This is a genomic window from Enterococcus caccae ATCC BAA-1240, assembly GCF_000407145.1.
GTDB classification, from domain to species: Bacteria; Bacillota; Bacilli; order Lactobacillales; family Enterococcaceae; genus Enterococcus_L; species Enterococcus_L caccae.
This window is the reverse complement of the sequence record NZ_KE136474.1, coordinates 122,055-139,371: the sequence shown is the minus strand read 5'-3', so window position 1 is coordinate 139,371 and position 17,317 is coordinate 122,055. Positions and strand designations below refer to the sequence as shown.

At 30.9% G+C, this 17,317-nt stretch carries 19 protein-coding genes; 13 read left to right on the top strand and 6 right to left on the bottom strand.

Translation table 11 applies throughout. The features are described 5' to 3' along the window. Positions 1–121: 121 nt before the first annotated feature. The 8 genes from I580_RS11125 (at position 122) to arsC (ending at position 7,165) form a co-directional block, all read left to right on the top strand. A complete protein-coding gene (locus I580_RS11125) occupies positions 122–967 on the top strand; it encodes an McbB family protein (RefSeq protein WP_010770536.1) in 846 nt (281 codons plus the stop codon). Continuing rightward, positions 960–1,580 carry a hypothetical protein gene (locus I580_RS11120; protein ID WP_034859983.1) on the top strand — a complete coding sequence of 207 codons (621 nt, stop codon included), beginning with the start codon at positions 960–962 and terminating at the stop codon, positions 1,578–1,580. Before I580_RS11125 ends, I580_RS11120 begins: the two co-directional genes overlap by 8 nt. A 4-nt stretch (positions 1,581–1,584) precedes the next feature. Beyond that, positions 1,585–2,538, top strand: a complete 954-nt coding sequence (locus tag I580_RS11115) for a YcaO-like family protein (protein ID WP_245558628.1) — start codon at positions 1,585–1,587, stop codon at positions 2,536–2,538. 15 nt (positions 2,539–2,553) lie between these two features. Further along, on the top strand, positions 2,554–3,603 hold the full coding sequence (locus I580_RS11110) for a YcaO-like family protein (RefSeq protein WP_010770539.1): 1,050 nt from the start codon (positions 2,554–2,556) through the stop codon (positions 3,601–3,603). Between the two features lie 709 nt (positions 3,604–4,312). Beyond that, positions 4,313–4,924, top strand: a complete 612-nt coding sequence (locus tag I580_RS11100) for an ATP-binding cassette domain-containing protein (RefSeq protein WP_010770541.1) — start codon at positions 4,313–4,315, stop codon at positions 4,922–4,924. 300 nt (positions 4,925–5,224) lie between these two features. Further along, a complete protein-coding gene (locus tag I580_RS11095; protein WP_010770542.1) occupies positions 5,225–5,530 on the top strand; it encodes an ArsR/SmtB family transcription factor in 306 nt (101 codons plus the stop codon). Positions 5,531–5,705: 175 nt separating this feature from the next. Then, positions 5,706–6,758 carry an ACR3 family arsenite efflux transporter gene (gene arsB / locus I580_RS11090; protein ID WP_010770543.1) on the top strand — a complete coding sequence of 351 codons (1,053 nt, stop codon included), beginning with the start codon at positions 5,706–5,708 and terminating at the stop codon, positions 6,756–6,758. 5 nt (positions 6,759–6,763) lie between these two features. Then, on the top strand, positions 6,764–7,165 hold the full coding sequence (arsC, locus tag I580_RS11085; RefSeq protein ID WP_010770544.1) for an arsenate reductase (thioredoxin): 402 nt from the start codon (positions 6,764–6,766) through the stop codon (positions 7,163–7,165). Between the two features lie 379 nt (positions 7,166–7,544). Here the strand turns inward: arsC and I580_RS11080 are convergent, their stop codons facing one another. Further along, complete coding sequence (locus I580_RS11080; RefSeq protein ID WP_010770545.1) at positions 7,545–8,423, bottom strand: Rgg/GadR/MutR family transcriptional regulator; 879 nt, start codon at positions 8,421–8,423, stop codon at positions 7,545–7,547. A gap of 263 nt (positions 8,424–8,686) precedes the next feature. Here I580_RS11080 and I580_RS11075 point away from each other — a divergent pair, with 263 nt between their 5' ends. From I580_RS11075 to I580_RS11050, 5 genes are all read left to right on the top strand, one after another. Further along, positions 8,687–9,742 (top strand): radical SAM protein, encoded by a 1,056-nt coding sequence (locus tag I580_RS11075; protein ID WP_010770546.1) that lies wholly within the window; start codon positions 8,687–8,689, stop codon positions 9,740–9,742. Then, the gene (locus I580_RS11070) at positions 9,717–10,400 is read left to right on the top strand and encodes a hypothetical protein (protein ID WP_010770547.1); all 684 of its coding nucleotides are present in this window, start codon (positions 9,717–9,719) and stop codon (positions 10,398–10,400) included. The genes I580_RS11075 and I580_RS11070 overlap by 26 nt, the downstream gene beginning before the upstream one ends. Positions 10,401–10,517: 117 nt before the next feature. After that, positions 10,518–12,095 carry an ABC transporter transmembrane domain-containing protein gene (locus I580_RS16515; RefSeq protein ID WP_010770548.1) on the top strand — a complete coding sequence of 526 codons (1,578 nt, stop codon included), beginning with the start codon at positions 10,518–10,520 and terminating at the stop codon, positions 12,093–12,095. Between the two features lie 36 nt (positions 12,096–12,131). Continuing rightward, positions 12,132–12,482 carry a DUF1648 domain-containing protein gene (locus tag I580_RS16510; RefSeq protein ID WP_010770549.1) on the top strand — a complete coding sequence of 117 codons (351 nt, stop codon included), beginning with the start codon at positions 12,132–12,134 and terminating at the stop codon, positions 12,480–12,482. Positions 12,483–12,961: 479 nt separating this feature from the next. Continuing rightward, entirely contained in the window at positions 12,962–13,645 is a 684-nt protein-coding gene (locus I580_RS11050; RefSeq protein WP_010770550.1) for a class I SAM-dependent methyltransferase, read from the top strand. 172 nt (positions 13,646–13,817) lie between these two features. Here the strand turns inward: I580_RS11050 and I580_RS11045 are convergent, their stop codons facing one another. The 5 genes from I580_RS11045 to I580_RS11030 all read right to left on the bottom strand — a co-directional run bounded on the left by I580_RS11045 (position 13,818) and on the right by I580_RS11030 (position 17,312). Beyond that, positions 13,818–14,174 (bottom strand): VOC family protein, encoded by a 357-nt coding sequence (locus I580_RS11045; RefSeq protein WP_010770551.1) that lies wholly within the window; start codon positions 14,172–14,174, stop codon positions 13,818–13,820. Positions 14,175–14,238: 64 nt separating this feature from the next. Beyond that, the gene (locus tag I580_RS11040; RefSeq protein ID WP_010770552.1) at positions 14,239–15,012 is read right to left on the bottom strand and encodes a helix-turn-helix domain-containing protein; all 774 of its coding nucleotides are present in this window, start codon (positions 15,010–15,012) and stop codon (positions 14,239–14,241) included. A 483-nt stretch (positions 15,013–15,495) separates the two neighbouring features. Next, on the bottom strand, positions 15,496–15,636 hold the full coding sequence (locus tag I580_RS16980) for a hypothetical protein (protein WP_010770553.1): 141 nt from the start codon (positions 15,634–15,636) through the stop codon (positions 15,496–15,498). Between the two features lie 325 nt (positions 15,637–15,961). Further along, on the bottom strand, positions 15,962–16,729 hold the full coding sequence (locus I580_RS11035; RefSeq protein ID WP_010770554.1) for an MBL fold metallo-hydrolase: 768 nt from the start codon (positions 16,727–16,729) through the stop codon (positions 15,962–15,964). Next, positions 16,719–17,312 (bottom strand): hypothetical protein, encoded by a 594-nt coding sequence (locus I580_RS11030; RefSeq protein ID WP_010770555.1) that lies wholly within the window; start codon positions 17,310–17,312, stop codon positions 16,719–16,721. The genes I580_RS11035 and I580_RS11030 overlap by 11 nt, the downstream gene beginning before the upstream one ends. Positions 17,313–17,317: the final 5 nt, after the last annotated feature.

Here is a 17,317-nt window from a genome sequence, read left to right as displayed (position 1 = left end):
TAAGATATTTAATTATCAGAGAGAAGTTTTTTTACTTCTCTCTGGTTTTAATTATATATATGAAAATTAGCTGACATCTGTACTAAGATAGTTCATTATGTCTAAAAGGTGAGTGATATCATTGGAATTTGAAGTTAAGCCATACTTGATTTATTCCTTAAATGAAGAAGAAACAACAATTGTACAAACTAGAGAAAGTTCTTTTGCAACTAAAAGTGCCGAATTAATTGAATTTCTTAGCTATTTGGAAATTAATAAAATAGAAAAAATTAGTTTTGAGGACATGATAACTATGTTTGGTAGTCATGATTTAGCGCAAAGTTCGATTGAATTTTTATTATCATATAGTATTCTGAAACCATTTCAGACTAAGTATCTAACAAAAAAAGAAGAAATCACTTTCTTTTCAAATGATGATTCTTTTAATGATCTAGTAAATATATTTTGGAAAGATAGAAATGTTGATTCACAAGAATTAAAAGAATTTGAACTATTTGATAAAGAAAATAATTTAGTAATAGTAAGTTTAAACCCGTTTAGTTTAAAACAATTAAAAGAAATTGTGTCACTGATAAAAAAAGATAGTTCGAATATATATAAGTTTATCTTTCCGTATGGTCACGGAGTGTATCTTAGTAATTATTATTCTCCATTATGGGGGAATCCCTGTCCACTCTGTTTTTTCTATAGTATTGAGTCTTACTTAAGAGGAAGTCAGACAGGAAAAGATAATTTGAACTTTCAGGTTATGGTAGATCTTTTTTACAAAGAAAAAGGAACATATGAATACAATGGCTTACTAAAACTTGAAGATTGGTTGCCTGTATTTAGCCAATTAAACAAAGATTTTAATTTAGAAGAGGATGTTATAAGTGAAGTTGATGATGTATTAAAAATTGATTTAGTTGGTAACACTCTTAGTTATGATACTTGCTATTTGTGGGAAATGTGTGATTGCTATGAATAAAAATTATTGGAACGAGCTCGGCTCTCAGTTAGTAGATAGAGAGATAGAGAAAAAAATCCAGAAAATGTACCAATATTCACTGCCAAAAAGAAAGATAGATCTCAATGAAAAAAAAGAAATGTCAAAGGGTTCAAAAATCAGAACACCAGATATTGTTCTTAATAGGATTGAGGTAGTAGACTGTCAGTATGAGGCGCTGACATCGATTTTTTATAATTTAAGGAAATATATAGAAGTTAATCAATTTAGTTTATGTTTCCCTGTTATGTATTTTGCTGGGAATTCATCGTCCGATATGGAGCGTGGTTCTTACATGTTTGACTTCGAAAAAAATCAAATAGTACAAATAGGAAAAGATCCAATTGTAACGGAAAATACTGCAGGCTTATTTAGCATATTTTGGTTGCTAGATATAGACTCCAGTATCATTCTATATGGTCGTTCTTCTTTATTTATGGGAATTAAGGAAGTTATGAATGTAAGGGAAGCTGCTTGCAGAAATGTGAAAAAAAAACTACTTCCTGTTTGTTTAAATCATCAAAGAATATTAAAAGATATGAATATAAATCCAAAATTAGCTTATTTAATTGAATCAGATTCTATTATTGGTTAGGAGGGTGATTAATATATTCTCTAAAATTTATCAGGAATATGGTGTTTCTAACAGTTTTGAAATTAATAAATGGAAATTATTCTATTTAAATGGGAAGAAACTAAAAATAGGTAATTACTACTTTCCGAGTGATGGTACAGCAATAAATAGAACTAAAGAGCTATCCATTAGAAAAAGTTATAGTGAATACTTAGAACGTTTCAGGCTAGGTATTGGAGGTTATACTGATTCAGGAGTACACATTACTTATGGTGAAAACGATGTTTATGGATATATTGACACAACAGGAACGGCAACAGGTACAATGTCAAGCCAACTAATATATAAAGGTTTAAGTGAATTGATTGAAAAAAATGAACTTTTTTTATTTTGGTATACCAGCGATGGTGAACGATTGCAAATCCAATTATCGCCTAAAGAATTAGAACTAATTAGAGATTTAAACTTTATAGCAATAGAGCATAAAATATTTGCAATCCGAAATTTATCAAACTTTTATACTGTAATTGTTATCAGCTTTAGTAATAAACAAATTACTGGTTGTGGAATTGCATGCGAGAATTCGATAGAAGTAGCTGTTGAAAAAGCCATTTTAGAAAACAAGTTATCAGAATGGCAGCATTATAAAAATCCTAATTCAAAGTTTTATTCTGATACATGTCAAAATATAGAAGCCATCTATGATTATATTAACTATCTCAGTAATCACACACAACAATATTTATGTCACAATTATGATTCAGTCACACAAAACTTAGTTCTAGAAGAAAAAATACAAAGACCAGAAATTGTCCTTTTGGGGAAAAGTCAGTGTGATAATGAAAAAACAGTTAAACTGGTATCAAGGTATTTGCTTAATTGTATACCGTCGAAAGAATATTTATTACTATCTACAAAGCAATTAATTTTAAAGGGAATAGATTTTAATAGTGCTCCAATGGACTGTTTGCTGATTTGAGGAGGTTTGATAAAAGTGCGAGGTTTTTTACAAAATTCTGCAGAAATTTTTTCTCAGAGAGGAATGTTTCTAAATCATCATTTTAATAATTATATGGTTAGGGAAGAAAAGAGAATAGTAGAAGCATATGAGGTTGGTTTTGAAAACAGATCCAGCAACTTAAAGAAAATTTTTGGAGAATTTTTCGAAAGAGAAGTACTTATTAATACAAATGTTTCTAAAAATTTAGATATCTATACGAGTTCACTAGTGAAACGTGCAACAAAAAAGTTTCCTTCTGGAATATTTATTGCCAAAGATCGATTTGTAGACTCATGTGGTATGGCGTCTCATACCAATTCTAGTGATGTGATAAAAACATCGTTTTTTGAGTTTTTTGAAAGACAGAGCTTGATTACTAGCTATTTATCAAAAAACGTATCCCCAGAAATAATACTTGGGAAAGATATTACTCTCGAAAAAACAGAGATATATTTGAAAAATTATGTGGATACGATTAGATATTTTAATATCTCTCTATCCAATAGAATATATGTGATTTTGTGTATCGGATATGGTGATAACAAATGTATAGGTTTAGGAACTTCTGATAATATGCAAACTGCGATAATTAAAAGTCAAATTGAGGCATTACAATATTTTGCGACTGATTTTAGTAAGTACAATTCTAATAGTAGCCTATTTGATAGTATTGACAACAAAAAAGACTTATATCACTCAAAATTTGACTCTCTTCAAACAAAGGAGTTTATTAATCTATATAGTTACTTATTGGATGGAACTGCTCCAAAAAAGATAGCCAAAGATAGCAACCAAAATATAGATAGTAGTTTTGATTTCGATTCATTTATTGCATATTGTAATACTGAATTAAAGATGGTGCCTTTAATTGCAGTATTTTATCCAAATGAAAAGATTGCACATTTAAAAGTAGTGAAGATTCATGATGAAAATTGGTTCCCACACATAAATCCTGAGTATTATAAAAGTAGCAGTATTGATTTTGTTTCGGATGTAATAAATACACCATTGGATAAATCAATCACTTATCTTCCGTTTCCATAAAATAATAAGTAGTAGGAGGCCCTATGTTAAGCTGTTTAACGATATGTAAATTGAATATTATATTACTTCTTAAAGATAAATTATCTTTTTTTTGGTCTTTAGCATTGCCCAGTATCATGCTTGTAATTAATGGTTCAAATATTAATTCTGAATATGTTCTGACGTACTGGTGGATATATATTGTATTTAATTCTTTTATTTATGGGATTGGTTTACATGCTTTGAATGAAAAAGATTCAGGGGTAATATCCATTATATTTTCTATAAAATGGATTCCATTTGAGTTCTTTTTCGGATTGCTATTAACTCAAGTAATATATTCTATCGTATGTTTGGCAATTTTTAATTTTGTTCCTTATTTACTGTTCCAATTTAGTTATTTTAGATTACTAGGATTATCTATGCTTTCCCTTATCGTAACTATACCTATTGCATTTTTAGGTTATAATCTCACTTATTTAAAAAATGCTTATGCGACCACGGTGTCTTCTATATGTAATATGTGCATTTTTTTATTCTTCATACTCTTAGGGTTTGATACACCATTTAACAAATTCAATCCTCTCAATATTCTGGGAAATATTATGGATGAAGTTATAAGAGGAATAATTCCAAGTACATATGTCGTTCTAAGTTTTGTTTTAATTCTAATAAGTATTCCAAGTATTGTATACTTTAGACCGTTATCTAAGGAAAGTAGGTGAGTTTAGTGATTCAAATTAAAAAACTATATATTAAAGAAATAGATGAAGTTATCGACTATGAATTTCACAAAGGTATTAACTATTTAAAAGGAAAGAATGGAAGTGGAAAAACGTTACTTTTAGATTATATATCAAAGTTACGAATTCCTTCCAAACAAAATGGCAATGTTGAGATTTCCGGTAGTGTGATTTACATGCGTCAAAATTTCACCTTTTATAATCGCCTTACGGTTTTTGAATATATAAAATTTATTCAAAAATTAAACGGTTCAACAGTTGAAAGCTTTTATGAATTTTTAAAAAGATATCGCTCAGAACTAAGTATATCTGCTATCAAAAATAAAAAAATAGGGCTGCTTTCTGGAGGGGAAAGAAGATTATTGTATGTTTTGTCAATCTTAAGCCTAAAACGATCATGGTATATTTTAGATGAACCATTTAGTAATCTAGATTCTGAAAAAGTGGAACAACTTTTAAGAATTATAGAAAAAATGAATTCTGATGAGGCAAACTTTATTATTACTGCTCATGGCTCATTAAATATAAAACCATTAACGATAATTGATTTTGACGAATTAATAATGAATGACACAAACACTGTTATAAATCATGAATAGAGTAATTCAGTTTTTAAATTTGAATTATATAAATAAGAAAATGCTACTAAGATAAAATCTGAGTAGTTTTTTTGTCGTTAGTAGTTTAAATAATGCTATGAGTATAAAATGATAATATCTATTGACAATACATAGATGTTCCTCTATATTAACTTTATACATAGGTGTGTATCTATGTGAAGTGGGAATATTTTTAAATCATGTAGCTATTTGTCGACTAATAGCTCGACTATTTGATATTTTTTAATGGTAGCTGTTTATCTAACGATTTAGAATTGAAGTAAAAAGGAAGTGAAGAAATTGAATTATGAAAGTTATGCAGTGAAATTGAAAACAATAACTGACCCTAAAAGAATGAAGATTATTGATCTACTTTCATGCGGTGAAATGTGTGCGTGTGATATTTTAGTCCATTTTGATTTTACCCAGCCAACTTTATCTCATCACATGAAAATATTAGAAAATGCTGGCTTTGTAGAGGTGATGAAGAAAGGCAAGTGGCATCACTACAGTTTAAATCAAGATGAGTTAAAAGTATTCATGACAGAATTCAATCAGTTGTTTTTTAACTCAGATAATTGCATTTGTCAGAAAAATAATGTATAACAGAAAATCATTTAGCTGTTAAGGCTTCACATGCTCTAATGGAGTGATAATATAGCTGAATGATTAAATGGCTAGTACGTTATAAAATAATAGAGAGCAGAAAAATATATTTTTTTGCCTAACACATAGATATTCATCTATGTGTCGGTTGGTAGAAGTTGGAGGATGAATAAGAATGAATAGTGTAACAAAAAAGATGTCGATATTAGACAAGTATCTTACCGTGTGGATATTCTTAGCAATGGCAATTGGAGTAGGTGTCGGCTACGTTTTTCCTAGCATACCTAAAGCAATGGAAAGCATGTCTTATGGCACAACATCCATTCCGTTAGCGATTGGCTTGATATTAATGATGTATCCACCTTTGGCAAAAGTTAAGTATAATGAAATTGGGCGCGTTTTTAAAGATTGGAAAGTGCTAGTATTGTCTTTAGTTCAAAATTGGTTCGTGGGGCCTATCTTAATGTTTCTATTAGCCGTGATTTTCTTGAAAGATTATCCTGAGTATATGGCGGGCCTAATTATGATTGGCTTAGCACGTTGTATTGCGATGGTCATCGTATGGAGTGAGTTAGCGCAAGGCGATACCGAATATACCGCAGGGCTAGTTGCGTTTAACTCTATTTTCCAAATTATTTTCTATCCTATTTTTGCCTATCTTTTTTTAACGGTATTACCAAAGGTAATTGGTTTAGAAGCACATACATTGAGTATTACAATGGGAGAAATTGCTAAAAGTGTTTTCTTTTATTTGGGTATTCCATTTATGGCGGGATTCCTTACGCATTTTATTTTAACAAGAGCAAAAGGAGAAGAATGGTACGAAACAGTCTTCCTTCCTAAAATTAGTCCAATCACATTAGTTGCTTTATTATTTACGATCGTTACAATGTTTTCTGTTAAGGGAGACAAAATTATTGAATTGCCAATGGATGCTGTTAGAATAGCGATACCACTGCTTTTATATTTTGTTTTAATGTTTTTTGTATCATTTTTACTATCCAAAAAAATGGGCACTAGTTATCCAGTGGCAACTTCTCTTTCATTTACAGCAGCAAGTAATAACTTTGAATTAGCTATCGCTGTGGCTGTGGGAGTATTTGGGATTAACTCTGGAGAAGCATTTGCTGCGGTTATTGGACCACTTGTTGAAGTACCTGTATTAATCGCCTTAGTAAACGTAGCATTGAAATGGAAAAACAAATATTTTACTCAAGAGGAGACATGATCATAATGAAAAAAATTTATTTTTTATGTACAGGGAATTCTTGTCGCAGTCAACTAGCAGAAGGGTTAGCAAAATCAATTTTAGATTCAAAAGAATGGGAAGTTAGAAGTGCAGGGATTGAAGCACATGGACTTAATCCAAGAGCGGTTCAAATCATGGCAGAAATTGGCATTGATATTAGCCAAAATAAATCAGAAGTCATTGACCTAGCATTTCTAAATTCTTCAGATGTAGTGATTACTTTATGTGGAGATGCTTTGGATAATTGCCCTGTCATTCCTAAATCTGTTCAGCACATTCATTGGGGCTTAGAAGACCCAGCTAAAGCGACAGGAACAGAAGAAGAGGTTATGAATATGTTTAGAAAAACTAGGAATGAGATAGAGAAGAGAATAAAACATTTGTGATAAAACATATACGAAAAAACAACGGAGAAGACCAATCAACCAATGGTCTTCTCCGTTGTTTTTTCTATAACTTTTCTAAAGAATTTTACGAAAGTCAAATCCATAGAAAAGAACTAATTGCAGAAAGTACACCATCTACTAATGAAAAGCTCAAAACGATTTTTTAATTCCAGCGCTCCCTTTTTTATCTTGTTTTGCTCTGGTTGTTTAAGAAACAACTTTAGTATGGGGGTGAATAGCTAACTAATTGTCTAAGATGAGATCTAAAAATGTACTTATGGCAATCTAGTTATGAATATTTAGATAGTGTTGATTTTCTTAATGAATAAAGTATTTACTTTGTAGGATGTTTTTATAATATTTTTTGTAAAATATGTTATTAAGGTTTTTTATTTCTATCTAGATAGATTGATTTTGAATATTTTAATTCATCGGCATAATCTTTGAATCCAATTTGCTCGAAAACAGTTATAGTTGAATCTATTAATTGTAATCCAAGAGTGGTGTCACTAGTAGATGCTAGATATATTCCTTTAAAATAATTACAAAGAATTTTTTCTCGAAGATTGTCATGGTTTAATACTTTCGAAAAAAATTCTAACTCGGTTATAATTTTTTCGAGACAGCCTCTATATGCAAATAGATGAAAAGTATTGATCATAAATTTTGAATACAATTGATAATTTATTGTTATTGTTTGATGAGCTATAGCATATTTTTTTATATTTTTTAGGATTAGCAATATATAGTCATCATCAAAAAGATACATGAGATTTATAAATAATGAAAACTCAAATTTCCCCCAATTTTCAATCTTGTTTAAATAAGCATATATATGAGCTTGTATGTCTTTTTTTTTACTGTCAGAAAGGCTAATGACTTCTTTAGTATCCAAAATAAAAATGTATTGTGCATATAGATGGTAGTAGAAAAAGTCTTTGTTTTTATTGTACTTTTCTTCACATAATGCACAATAAGTCTGCAGATTTTCAAAATCATTATTGTAGTAAAGGGACAACATCTTTTTTGAGAGGGCTTTTTTTTCGAATTGTACTTCATCGTGTATCAAATCCTCGAATTCTTCTAAAGTAATGTTCATTCTATGAAGGTATCTTCTAAGTAGGTCAAATGAAATTTTGCTTCCTTTTTGCTCAAAGCTAGAAAGTGTGCTTCTATTAGAAATGTTTTTGACTAAATCAGCTTGACTGATAGTACGTTCAGTTCGTAATTTTTTAAATGTAGTGTTAATTGAATGCATGTGCATCATCTCCTTATAGGACGAAAAACCCGACATAGAAACCTTATTTCTTTACATCTTACTATACTGATATATATAAGTAAATACATTTAAAAGGGAGGGGAAATCATGAATTTATTTCTTGAATTGTTTGGTTGGGAAATTGTTGAGACTACAGGTATTAAAAAGTAGAGTATTTCCTAAAAGGTCGGTGAAAGACAAGTCAATTGTTGGTTACTCGCTATTTTGATTGAGAGTGTATTTGTTTATAACGGAGGTGTTTTATGAAGCTTGTATTCCCAGAAGCAATAACTATAATGACGACATTTAAATGTACAGCAGCTTGTGAAGAATGTTGCTATGAATGTAACCCTTCACGAAAAGAAAGATTAAGCGATGACGATATAATAAGTTATATAGATGAGTCAGATAAGATATTTCCTAACCTTAAGTCAGTCTATTTTACAGGAGGAGAATGTTTTCTACTAGGTGAATCACTAATAAGTGCAATACAGCATGCAACTCAACTTAATTTAATGACTAGGTGTGTGACTAATGGATACTGGGGAAGAAACTTAAAAAAAGCTGTAAAAACAGCAAAAGAAGCTAGTAATGCTGGATTAACAGAAATTAATTTTTCTACTGGAGATGATCATCAAAAATTTGTCCCCATACAATCTGTTATTAATGCTGCAATTGCTTGTGCAACAAACGGCATCAGAACAGTTGTCATTGTAGAAGGAAGTACGGAATCGATATTCAAAACAAAAGAGTTAGTTGAAAATGAACAGATCGTTCAATTTAACGAAGCTACCAATAATCCTATTGGAATTATGCAGAATGTGTGGATCCCATTTCATGAAAATAAGACAATTTCACAAAGTGAAAATCTATATTTGAAAAATAAAGAAAGAAGAGAGTTTGTTGGTTGTGAAAACATATTTACAAATACAGGTATTGATCCCTATGGAAAAATTGTCAGTTGTTGTGGATTAACTATGGAAACAATCCCAGAGTTGCGTGAAGAGCACTATGTACATGGGCAATTAGCTGAAATTTATAAGAAGCAGTTTATGGATTTTGTTAAAATATGGATTTGGGTAGATGGACCTGAATTTATACTATATCAATCATTGGAATGGAATGCCAACTTGATTATTGATAGTGACATTGTTCATCCTTGTCAGGCTTGCCAACTTATCTACAATGATGCTGATATCCAAGCAACTATTAAAAAAAATTATAATAAAGTTTTTGATGAAGTTATGATTAAGTATTATTTGAAAAGTAAAACGATAAAAGGAGGAATAAAAAATGAACAGGTCTTTAGTGCAAGATAATAAAATGGGGGTAGAAAAGGAACTATTTTGCATCCCGCTAAATAAAGAAACTCAAAAAATGGAGCGTTTGGCAGATGCTATCTCTAATGATTTTAATTCTTTTTTAGAAAACAAGGAAAAGTTTTTAAATGAAAATAATTTCAATATACAAATATCCACTGAAGGATATATCTATGAGGAATATAAATTTTTTAATGATGATCGATTAGCCAATATATCGAAAACGAAATCCGTTCGAGCATTTATCGATTTATTGACAGAATATAAAAAAATGCCAGCATCGTTTGAACGTTTAACAAAATATGAAGAGGCGGAACCACGGATGATTGCAGCGGTGAATGTGGCGATTGCTGGGAATGTTGCTGCTATTGTAGAGTATGCTGTTATAGCGGCAGTTGCTTATGTATTGGGCGTACCTGTACCTGATGATCCAATCCTCGAAAATGCTAATATAACCTTTAACGTACAGTCTATCAGGTATGATCTTAAATATTTAAATATCGTGATGTTAGCTCAAAGCCTTTATGGAGAGACGTTTGCAAAAGAAGTTGACCAATATATTTGTTGTAAAATTAAGGAATTACCTGAGAGGTTATTGAAAAATGGTGCAAAAAAATTTAGAAATGGAAGTACGCTATCTTCAATAGTGGAAGGATAATAAAAATTTAAAGAACTGGCGATTCTGGCAGTTCTTTTTCAAGTAATATAATCTGGATTAAATTAGTGGATACGGATTTAAGATTTAGCTACATAGGCATTCATAAGGGGTGAGAGTATGGAAGTTGATATGAAAAAAATTATGTTTAAGTATAAAGGAATATTGCTATTGTTAAGTGGTTTGATCATATTACAAATTATAGTCAGTACTTGTTACCCGTATTTAACTAAATTTATTATTGATGATGTCCTTATAAATCAACATATAAATAATTTGAAGTACATCATATTATTGACATTATTCCTTGTCTCTATCCAGATCCCAATCAACATAGGAGTAAGCTATTATGCTTCAAGGTGGACGCAACAAGTGATTTATGATTTACGTCTATCATTAAGCCGAGTATTCCTTGCTCAAAAAGATAATTCAAAGAAAAATGGATTGTTTATAAATACGATTACGAATGACTGTGAGGAAATAGGGAATCAATTACTCTCAATTACTTTAAATAGTATTCCAAATTTTTTGTTAGTCATTGTCTATGTAATTGTACTTATTCAATTGAGCTTTAAACTAACATTGATTGCATTGCTAGTTATACCTGTATTTATAGTAGCTTCAGTATGGACCTCAACTAAGGTTTTAAAATTAACAAGAAAAGTTCAAGCTTTTAGAGATACTTTGGTTGGATTTTTAAATAGCTATGTTCGAAATAAATTGTTGATCGACTTGTATAAGTTGAAAGATGAAGAACAAGAAGTATTTAAAGCCAATATTGATCAGGTAAAAAAAAGTAATATATCCACAAATACTATTCTATCTTTTTTTAATAATATATCTGGTCTATTAACTGTAGTAACCCCATTGTTAACACTATTTTTAGGAAGTATCATGGTAATAAATAATCAGCTTACTATTGGTTCTTTAATCGCGTTCAATAGTTATGTTTCTATGTTATTTGTTCCGATTGGAAAGATGCTTAATCTTCCAGCCATGTATGCTCAAATGAGAGCTTCAATCGAGAGGATCGGACAATCTAGTTTTGCTAATCCAGTGTATCTGTTAGGTAAATATAATTATTTAAAGTTAGCTAAATCGATAAAAATCCAAATAGCTGAATTGATTCCATATGTTGAAAATAAGCCATTGTTTAATAAAGAAATTAATTTTGATGTATATGAGGGAGATTTTATTAGGATAGTAGGACCGAATGGCTCTGGAAAGTCTATTTTATTGAAGTGCTTACTTTACTATCATGAAAATTATCAAGGAAGTATTGCTATACAACAGAAGGAGAACATCGCATATGTACCACAAGAAAATTTCTTGTTTGAAGGTGATGTGCTTTCTAATCTAACAAAAGGCTTAGGAACGTGGGAAAAAGATAAAGTAAACTATTATATTGAACTTTTCCAATTTGATGTACCGCTTACGAAGCAAGTAACACCATTTACTATGGATTTGAGTAGTGGACAATTGCAGAAAATCAAATTGATTCGTGCGTTGTTAAGCAAGCCAGATGTATTATTATTAGATGAAACTCTTGCAAATTTAGACTATACTGTAGTTAGAAATATACTTCATTTCTTAAAGCACCAAAAAATTACAACTATTTTTGTTTATCATGGTCATATTGAGCAATTTATGAATGATAATGAGTATACAACGATAGATTTATCTGAATTTTTAGAGTGAAGTATTGTCATGATTGTTAGAAAGGGGGAGTAACAAATGACTGGAAAATTATTAAAGAAGTACAGTTTAATCACAAAATTCAACTGGGGAATCGCAGCAGTATTGCTACTGCTTAATTTTTATCTTTATTCTAGACTTCCACGGTCAGTACCAATCCATTTAAACTTATTCAATCAGCCTGATAATATGGGGGGGAAAATGATTATTTGGGTTTTCCCGTTGATTTTTGTCGTTTTTGAATTCTTTTTTAGAGAGTCCAGAATTGATCATTTATCGTTTATATCTTTGAGGAATAATAGAATGATAAAAATTGGGCTACTTATCTTTCAATTGATTCTATGGGTTCTTATTTTGCGATCTTATTCGTATTATTTTACATTGATTTAATTATTTTACGAACGAATGGAATAGAGAGCGTTAGACATTTGTTTGTATTAAAAAAAACGTAAACTATTGATGTTATGTACCTACCCCATAAATCTGGACCATTGAGAGTTAAGTGTAATTGCTTGGCTTTCAATGGTCTAACTTTTTTGAGGGCGATACAAGTTAGTTAAGTAACTATCAACTATTTTTTGTTATACTAAAACCATAATGATAAGTGCATTGCAATTTTACGAAAGCCAAATCTATAGAAAAGAACTGATTGCAACAAGTACACCAGCTGCCAATGAAAAGTCCAAAATGATTTTTGCTTTGTTCCAGCGATCCCATTTTTTATCTCGTTTGGCTCTGACTGCCTCAAGATCACCTTCTATAAAAGCGAAAATTTCACTTAAAATAAAGAGTTTGAGGAAAGTATGAGTAGCTAATATGATATGCTATAGTGCATAACATATGGAAATCTAAAGAAAGTGGGGAAGAATATGGCAGATTGGAATACACTATTTTATGATCAAAAAAACATAGAATTAGCACCTGAGCCTGAAGTCGTTAAGTTCATAGAACTGTTAGCAAAAGAATTTCCAAATCAGCAAGAGCTACGGGTTTGGGATCTAGGTTGCGGTGGAGGACGTCACAGTGTAGTGATGGGGAAAATGGGCTGTGAGGTTTTTATTAGCGATAATTCTAGTAAAGCAATAGAACTGACAATGAAAAAATTAGAAGAAAATCACATCAACTATGCTGAAGCCTTAACCTCGATGGAAAACTATCCGTGGAGCGAGAAGGAGTTCTTGCATGGTGTTTTTAGTTGGGCAGTTCTTCAGCATAATACTTTGGATAAAATAATTGAAGCGATTGATTGCATTTACGATTCGCTTATAGCAAATGGCTATTTTTTAGGAACGATCAAATCGACAAAAGCGGATTTGTATGGCAAGGGAGAAGAAATCGAAAAAGATACATTTGTGTTAGAGATGGGAATAGAAGAAGGCGTTCCTCACCATTATTTTGACGAAGACGGAATAAAGCAGCTTTTCCCTGATGATAAGTGGGAAATGATGATTCTTGCTGAGCAAGTCGTGAATTATGTTGAAAAAGCTGAGAAATTTTGGTCTTTTAATCCATTTAGATACACTACGTGGTGCGTACTTGCGAGAAAACGGTAGAGAGTTAAAAAGACGTAGATTTCCATAGTAGTGTTAGGAGAGATCTTTACCTTCATTCTAAATAGTCACCATTTGCACTAATCCACTCAAGCATTATTTCTAAAATTAAAAAACGACGAATCATCTATCCGTCGTTTTAGTGTGATATTCATTAAATAAGTATTATTTAAATCTATTCTTGAGGATACAACCATAAGAAAGATAATTTATTGCCATCTGGATCAGAGAAATCAACGTAGCGAATGACACCTGGTACATCCTCAATCACTTCGTCAGTTATTACTCCAAGTGTTTTTAAACGTTCAAATTCTTTGTCTAAATTTTCCACTTCTATACGGAAACCGTTCTCTGAAACATTAATTTTTTCTTCGTAAAGTTGAAGCCAAACCGAACCAATTTGATACTCAATAATGCCTTCAACAGGGCTAATTTTCTCATCACTCATAAGAAGTTTTTCATACCAACTTGCAGATTCCTCCAAATTACTTACGGGTAAACCTACTGTGACACTCTTTACATTTAAACTCATAACTATTTCCTCCATTCCATCAACTTACGATTAGTTTATCATTTCACGGTCGAATAATATTATTCTAGATTGTGTTCTTTAAACGGGAGATCAAAAGTTTTCCCACATTCACTAATATGGGCGGGTCTTCTGGTATTGGTTCTCTCAGCTTAATCGTGTAATGATTTCCAGAACAATTCGGGAAAGATAATCTTTCATCTTCTTTACCTCGTAAACTATTGCCTAAGTTAAAGTAAGAGAAAATATTATTGGAACGGCTTATCCCGCAAGCTAATAAATAATAGTCTCCACTTGGAATGTTTTTCAATTTATTTCCGATTAAATTTTTTGTAGCTAATCCAGATATAGGCAGATGATTCGGTATCAGTGTCCGGAAAAGTCCGATAAATATAATCCCCGTTTCAAATCCATCAGGTACTTCAATCGTTACGGTGCAAAAAGAATGACTCTTTTCTTCAAAATGTGCTATCGACTGATCCTTATCATCCGTTTCAAAACGTTTCATATCATCAAAAAGTTCACTCATTTCCGTTTTGTACGCTCTAGGTGAACTACCTGTGTATTTTTTGAACGTATTCGTGAAACTACCGCTGCTTTCAAAACCTGAACGTTCTTGTAGGTCGAGTATTCGCTTTTTTTCATCAAGTTCAAAGATCGCCTTTTCAACTTTTAAACTAGAGAGAAATTCAGCAACACTGAATCCATTTATTTCTTTAAATTTCCGACTAAAGTGATGTTTATCATAACCAAAGTGAACGGCAATTTCCTCACTGGTCATTTTTCTACTAACAGCTTCTTCTGAAATGAAAGAAAGAATTTCAGGCATCTTCGTTTTCATGTTTGTTCCTCCTTTAAATAAAAATCCTTGAGAATCCCTATAAATAAGGATTTCCAAGGATTTTTGTATCACGCCCACTCGATAAACTAATAGAATCTATAAGCTGGAGATCACCAGTTTAAAGGGATTTAAGCTAACTTGAATAGTGTAAAAAGCAGTTAGTTTATAAGAGCTAGTATCAAAATGGTGCTAGGTTTTCAAAGATAACTTTCTTCAAAAGTTTAAGATTAGAATGAATCACACCAAATTGACTAAAATAGGCTTTTCAGCTAATTCAGCTATACTGTTAGATGCAAAAAAATGTTCAGTAACATGTCATTTTTCTAAATCGGTAATAGTAGAAGAATTTTTTTAAACCTTTGAATTAGGAGAAGTGTAAAGATTTTCTGTACCTATATAGTTATAAGAGTTAGTCATGAGTTAATATTCCCAGAAATATAAAGTTAGATTTTTTTCCATCAGGAGTGTCTTTTAGAAGCTGAATCATGTCTTTTGTTGTCTCTCGAAGCCTTCGTACATACTTGAACCTAAAGAGTTCTTTATTATGGTATATTCTTTTTTTGTCTGAAATTGTACTCCTTGAACGGATAATTCTTGTTCATTTAGTTCAATTTGAAATGCCATAATAACCCTTCCTCGTGATTATTCATTATACTATGTTTTTTAGCTGTTTTCAAAAAATGAGAAAAGTAGTTTGATAAGTTGCTGAGAGTGTATATTCTTTGCGGAATGATATAGAATCCATTTTAATTCAAAAAACAAGTAGTTAGTTAGCTAACTACTTGTTTAAATGTATCATTCATTTTGTGTAGGGTACGATAATAGTCATTTTTTCATACAAAATCATTGCTATGAGCTAGAATCAAATGTTGAACGACTTACAAGATTTCAATATGCTTGATGAAAAACCTACATGTTTGCTGAATAAAATGAAAAATACTATTGTTTATTACATAGAATATTGATTGATTAGCGTATGCCATTTTCCAGTTTCAAGTACCTTGTACCCTGCTTCTGTGACACTTACTTCTTGTGTTTCGTAGTGGGATAGATCATTTATATGAACAGGAACAATGACAGAGGGACTAAGAATATCAACAAATTTATCAAGCATTGAAATATTCATAGTCAGAGGGCCTCCAGTCTTGTTTGCTTGTACATTTCCTAAATTTGCAATTAATATATCAATACTTTGAGGAAGAGCTTTGATAATGTCTTTATGAAATACAGTGTCAGAAGTGAAATAAATTTTTTGTACGACACTATCAATGGTAACAGTTAATAGATACCCATTGACTTTACCAACTAATTTTCTCATTAAAAACGAGTTAGCATGATACGCAGGGATAGCCTGAATTTCTACAGTGATATTATCTTTAGAAAAAACATGTTTTTCTTTCCAACCAATTTTTTTAACATTTTTATCTGCTAAAAATGTTAGAGAATCTTTATTGCTAAGAACCAAAGAGTCTTGGGATATTTTTTCTTTTCCAAGTATATCTATGTGGTCTTCATGAAAATGACTAATCAACCAAATATCAATATCCTCAAAAGTATCACTATCAAAACTTGGATTTTCCAAGCGTTCAGATTCAAAAGACTTAAATTTTAATTTAGTACCTTTCTTAAATAGAGCAGGATCAATAGCAATTTTAACCTGATTATTTATGCTCAATATGCAGGTTGCAATTCCTACATGGAATAAATCAATTTTCATATCTACTTCGCTCCATCATTTTAATTTTTGACAAATCAAATCCTACTGGGACAGTTACTGATCCCATATAATATCTCTCTTTTCCTAACTTAAACACAGGATACTTTAATCGTAATAACTTTTTATAAACCAGTTGATCTAAACTAGCAACAACCATAGTACTATTTGAATCAACACTGCTAAATAGCTGCGTTGTAAGAATCTTAACAAGTCTAAATGAAGATTTTTCTCCACTTGCTAACCTTGCAAATTCATAGATGTCAGAGTATTTATCTTGAAACAAGTCTAAGTTAATGTCAAATTCTATTTCAAATGGTAATTGTTGAACTCTTTTGACAAGTCGTCCAGTACAACAAATATTTTTTTCTATATTGTAAATACAACAGATTGTTGACTGCTTACTGAGTTCTTCATCTTGAGTTCGTAATTCATTTGTTAGGGTTTCGATATCTTCATCAAATTGATAATGATGTTGAGTAAAATAAATGTTTGCTACGAAGTCAGAAATTTGAGGTAAATATTTTCTTTTATATAATTTTAGTGTGTAATTATTTGGTAGAAGTATTTCTTTAGTTGTAGTCATTTTTT

What these genes read in the sequence shown, in the direction of transcription:
- I580_RS16980 (WP_010770553.1), bottom strand. Translation starts at nt 15,636, where the DNA reads ATGGCATTTCAAATTGAACTAAATGAACAAGAATTATCCGTTCAAGGA.
- I580_RS11045 (WP_010770551.1), bottom strand. Translation starts at nt 14,174, where the DNA reads ATGAGTTTAAATGTAAAGAGTGTCACAGTAGGTTTACCCGTAAGTAAT.
- I580_RS11075 (WP_010770546.1), top strand. Translation starts at nt 8,687, where the DNA reads ATGAAGCTTGTATTCCCAGAAGCAATAACTATAATGACGACATTTAAA.
- I580_RS11070 (WP_010770547.1), top strand. Translation starts at nt 9,717, where the DNA reads ATGAACAGGTCTTTAGTGCAAGATAATAAAATGGGGGTAGAAAAGGAA.
- I580_RS11030 (WP_010770555.1), bottom strand. Translation starts at nt 17,312, where the DNA reads ATGACTACAACTAAAGAAATACTTCTACCAAATAATTACACACTAAAA.
- I580_RS11120 (WP_034859983.1), top strand. Translation starts at nt 960, where the DNA reads ATGAATAAAAATTATTGGAACGAGCTCGGCTCTCAGTTAGTAGATAGA.
- arsB (WP_010770543.1), top strand. Translation starts at nt 5,706, where the DNA reads ATGAATAGTGTAACAAAAAAGATGTCGATATTAGACAAGTATCTTACC.
- I580_RS11040 (WP_010770552.1), bottom strand. Translation starts at nt 15,012, where the DNA reads ATGAAAACGAAGATGCCTGAAATTCTTTCTTTCATTTCAGAAGAAGCT.
- I580_RS11035 (WP_010770554.1), bottom strand. Translation starts at nt 16,729, where the DNA reads ATGAAAATTGATTTATTCCATGTAGGAATTGCAACCTGCATATTGAGC.
- I580_RS11050 (WP_010770550.1), top strand. Translation starts at nt 12,962, where the DNA reads ATGGCAGATTGGAATACACTATTTTATGATCAAAAAAACATAGAATTA.
- I580_RS16510 (WP_010770549.1), top strand. Translation starts at nt 12,132, where the DNA reads ATGACTGGAAAATTATTAAAGAAGTACAGTTTAATCACAAAATTCAAC.
- arsC (WP_010770544.1), top strand. Translation starts at nt 6,764, where the DNA reads ATGAAAAAAATTTATTTTTTATGTACAGGGAATTCTTGTCGCAGTCAA.
- I580_RS16515 (WP_010770548.1), top strand. Translation starts at nt 10,518, where the DNA reads ATGGAAGTTGATATGAAAAAAATTATGTTTAAGTATAAAGGAATATTG.
- I580_RS11080 (WP_010770545.1), bottom strand. Translation starts at nt 8,423, where the DNA reads ATGCATTCAATTAACACTACATTTAAAAAATTACGAACTGAACGTACT.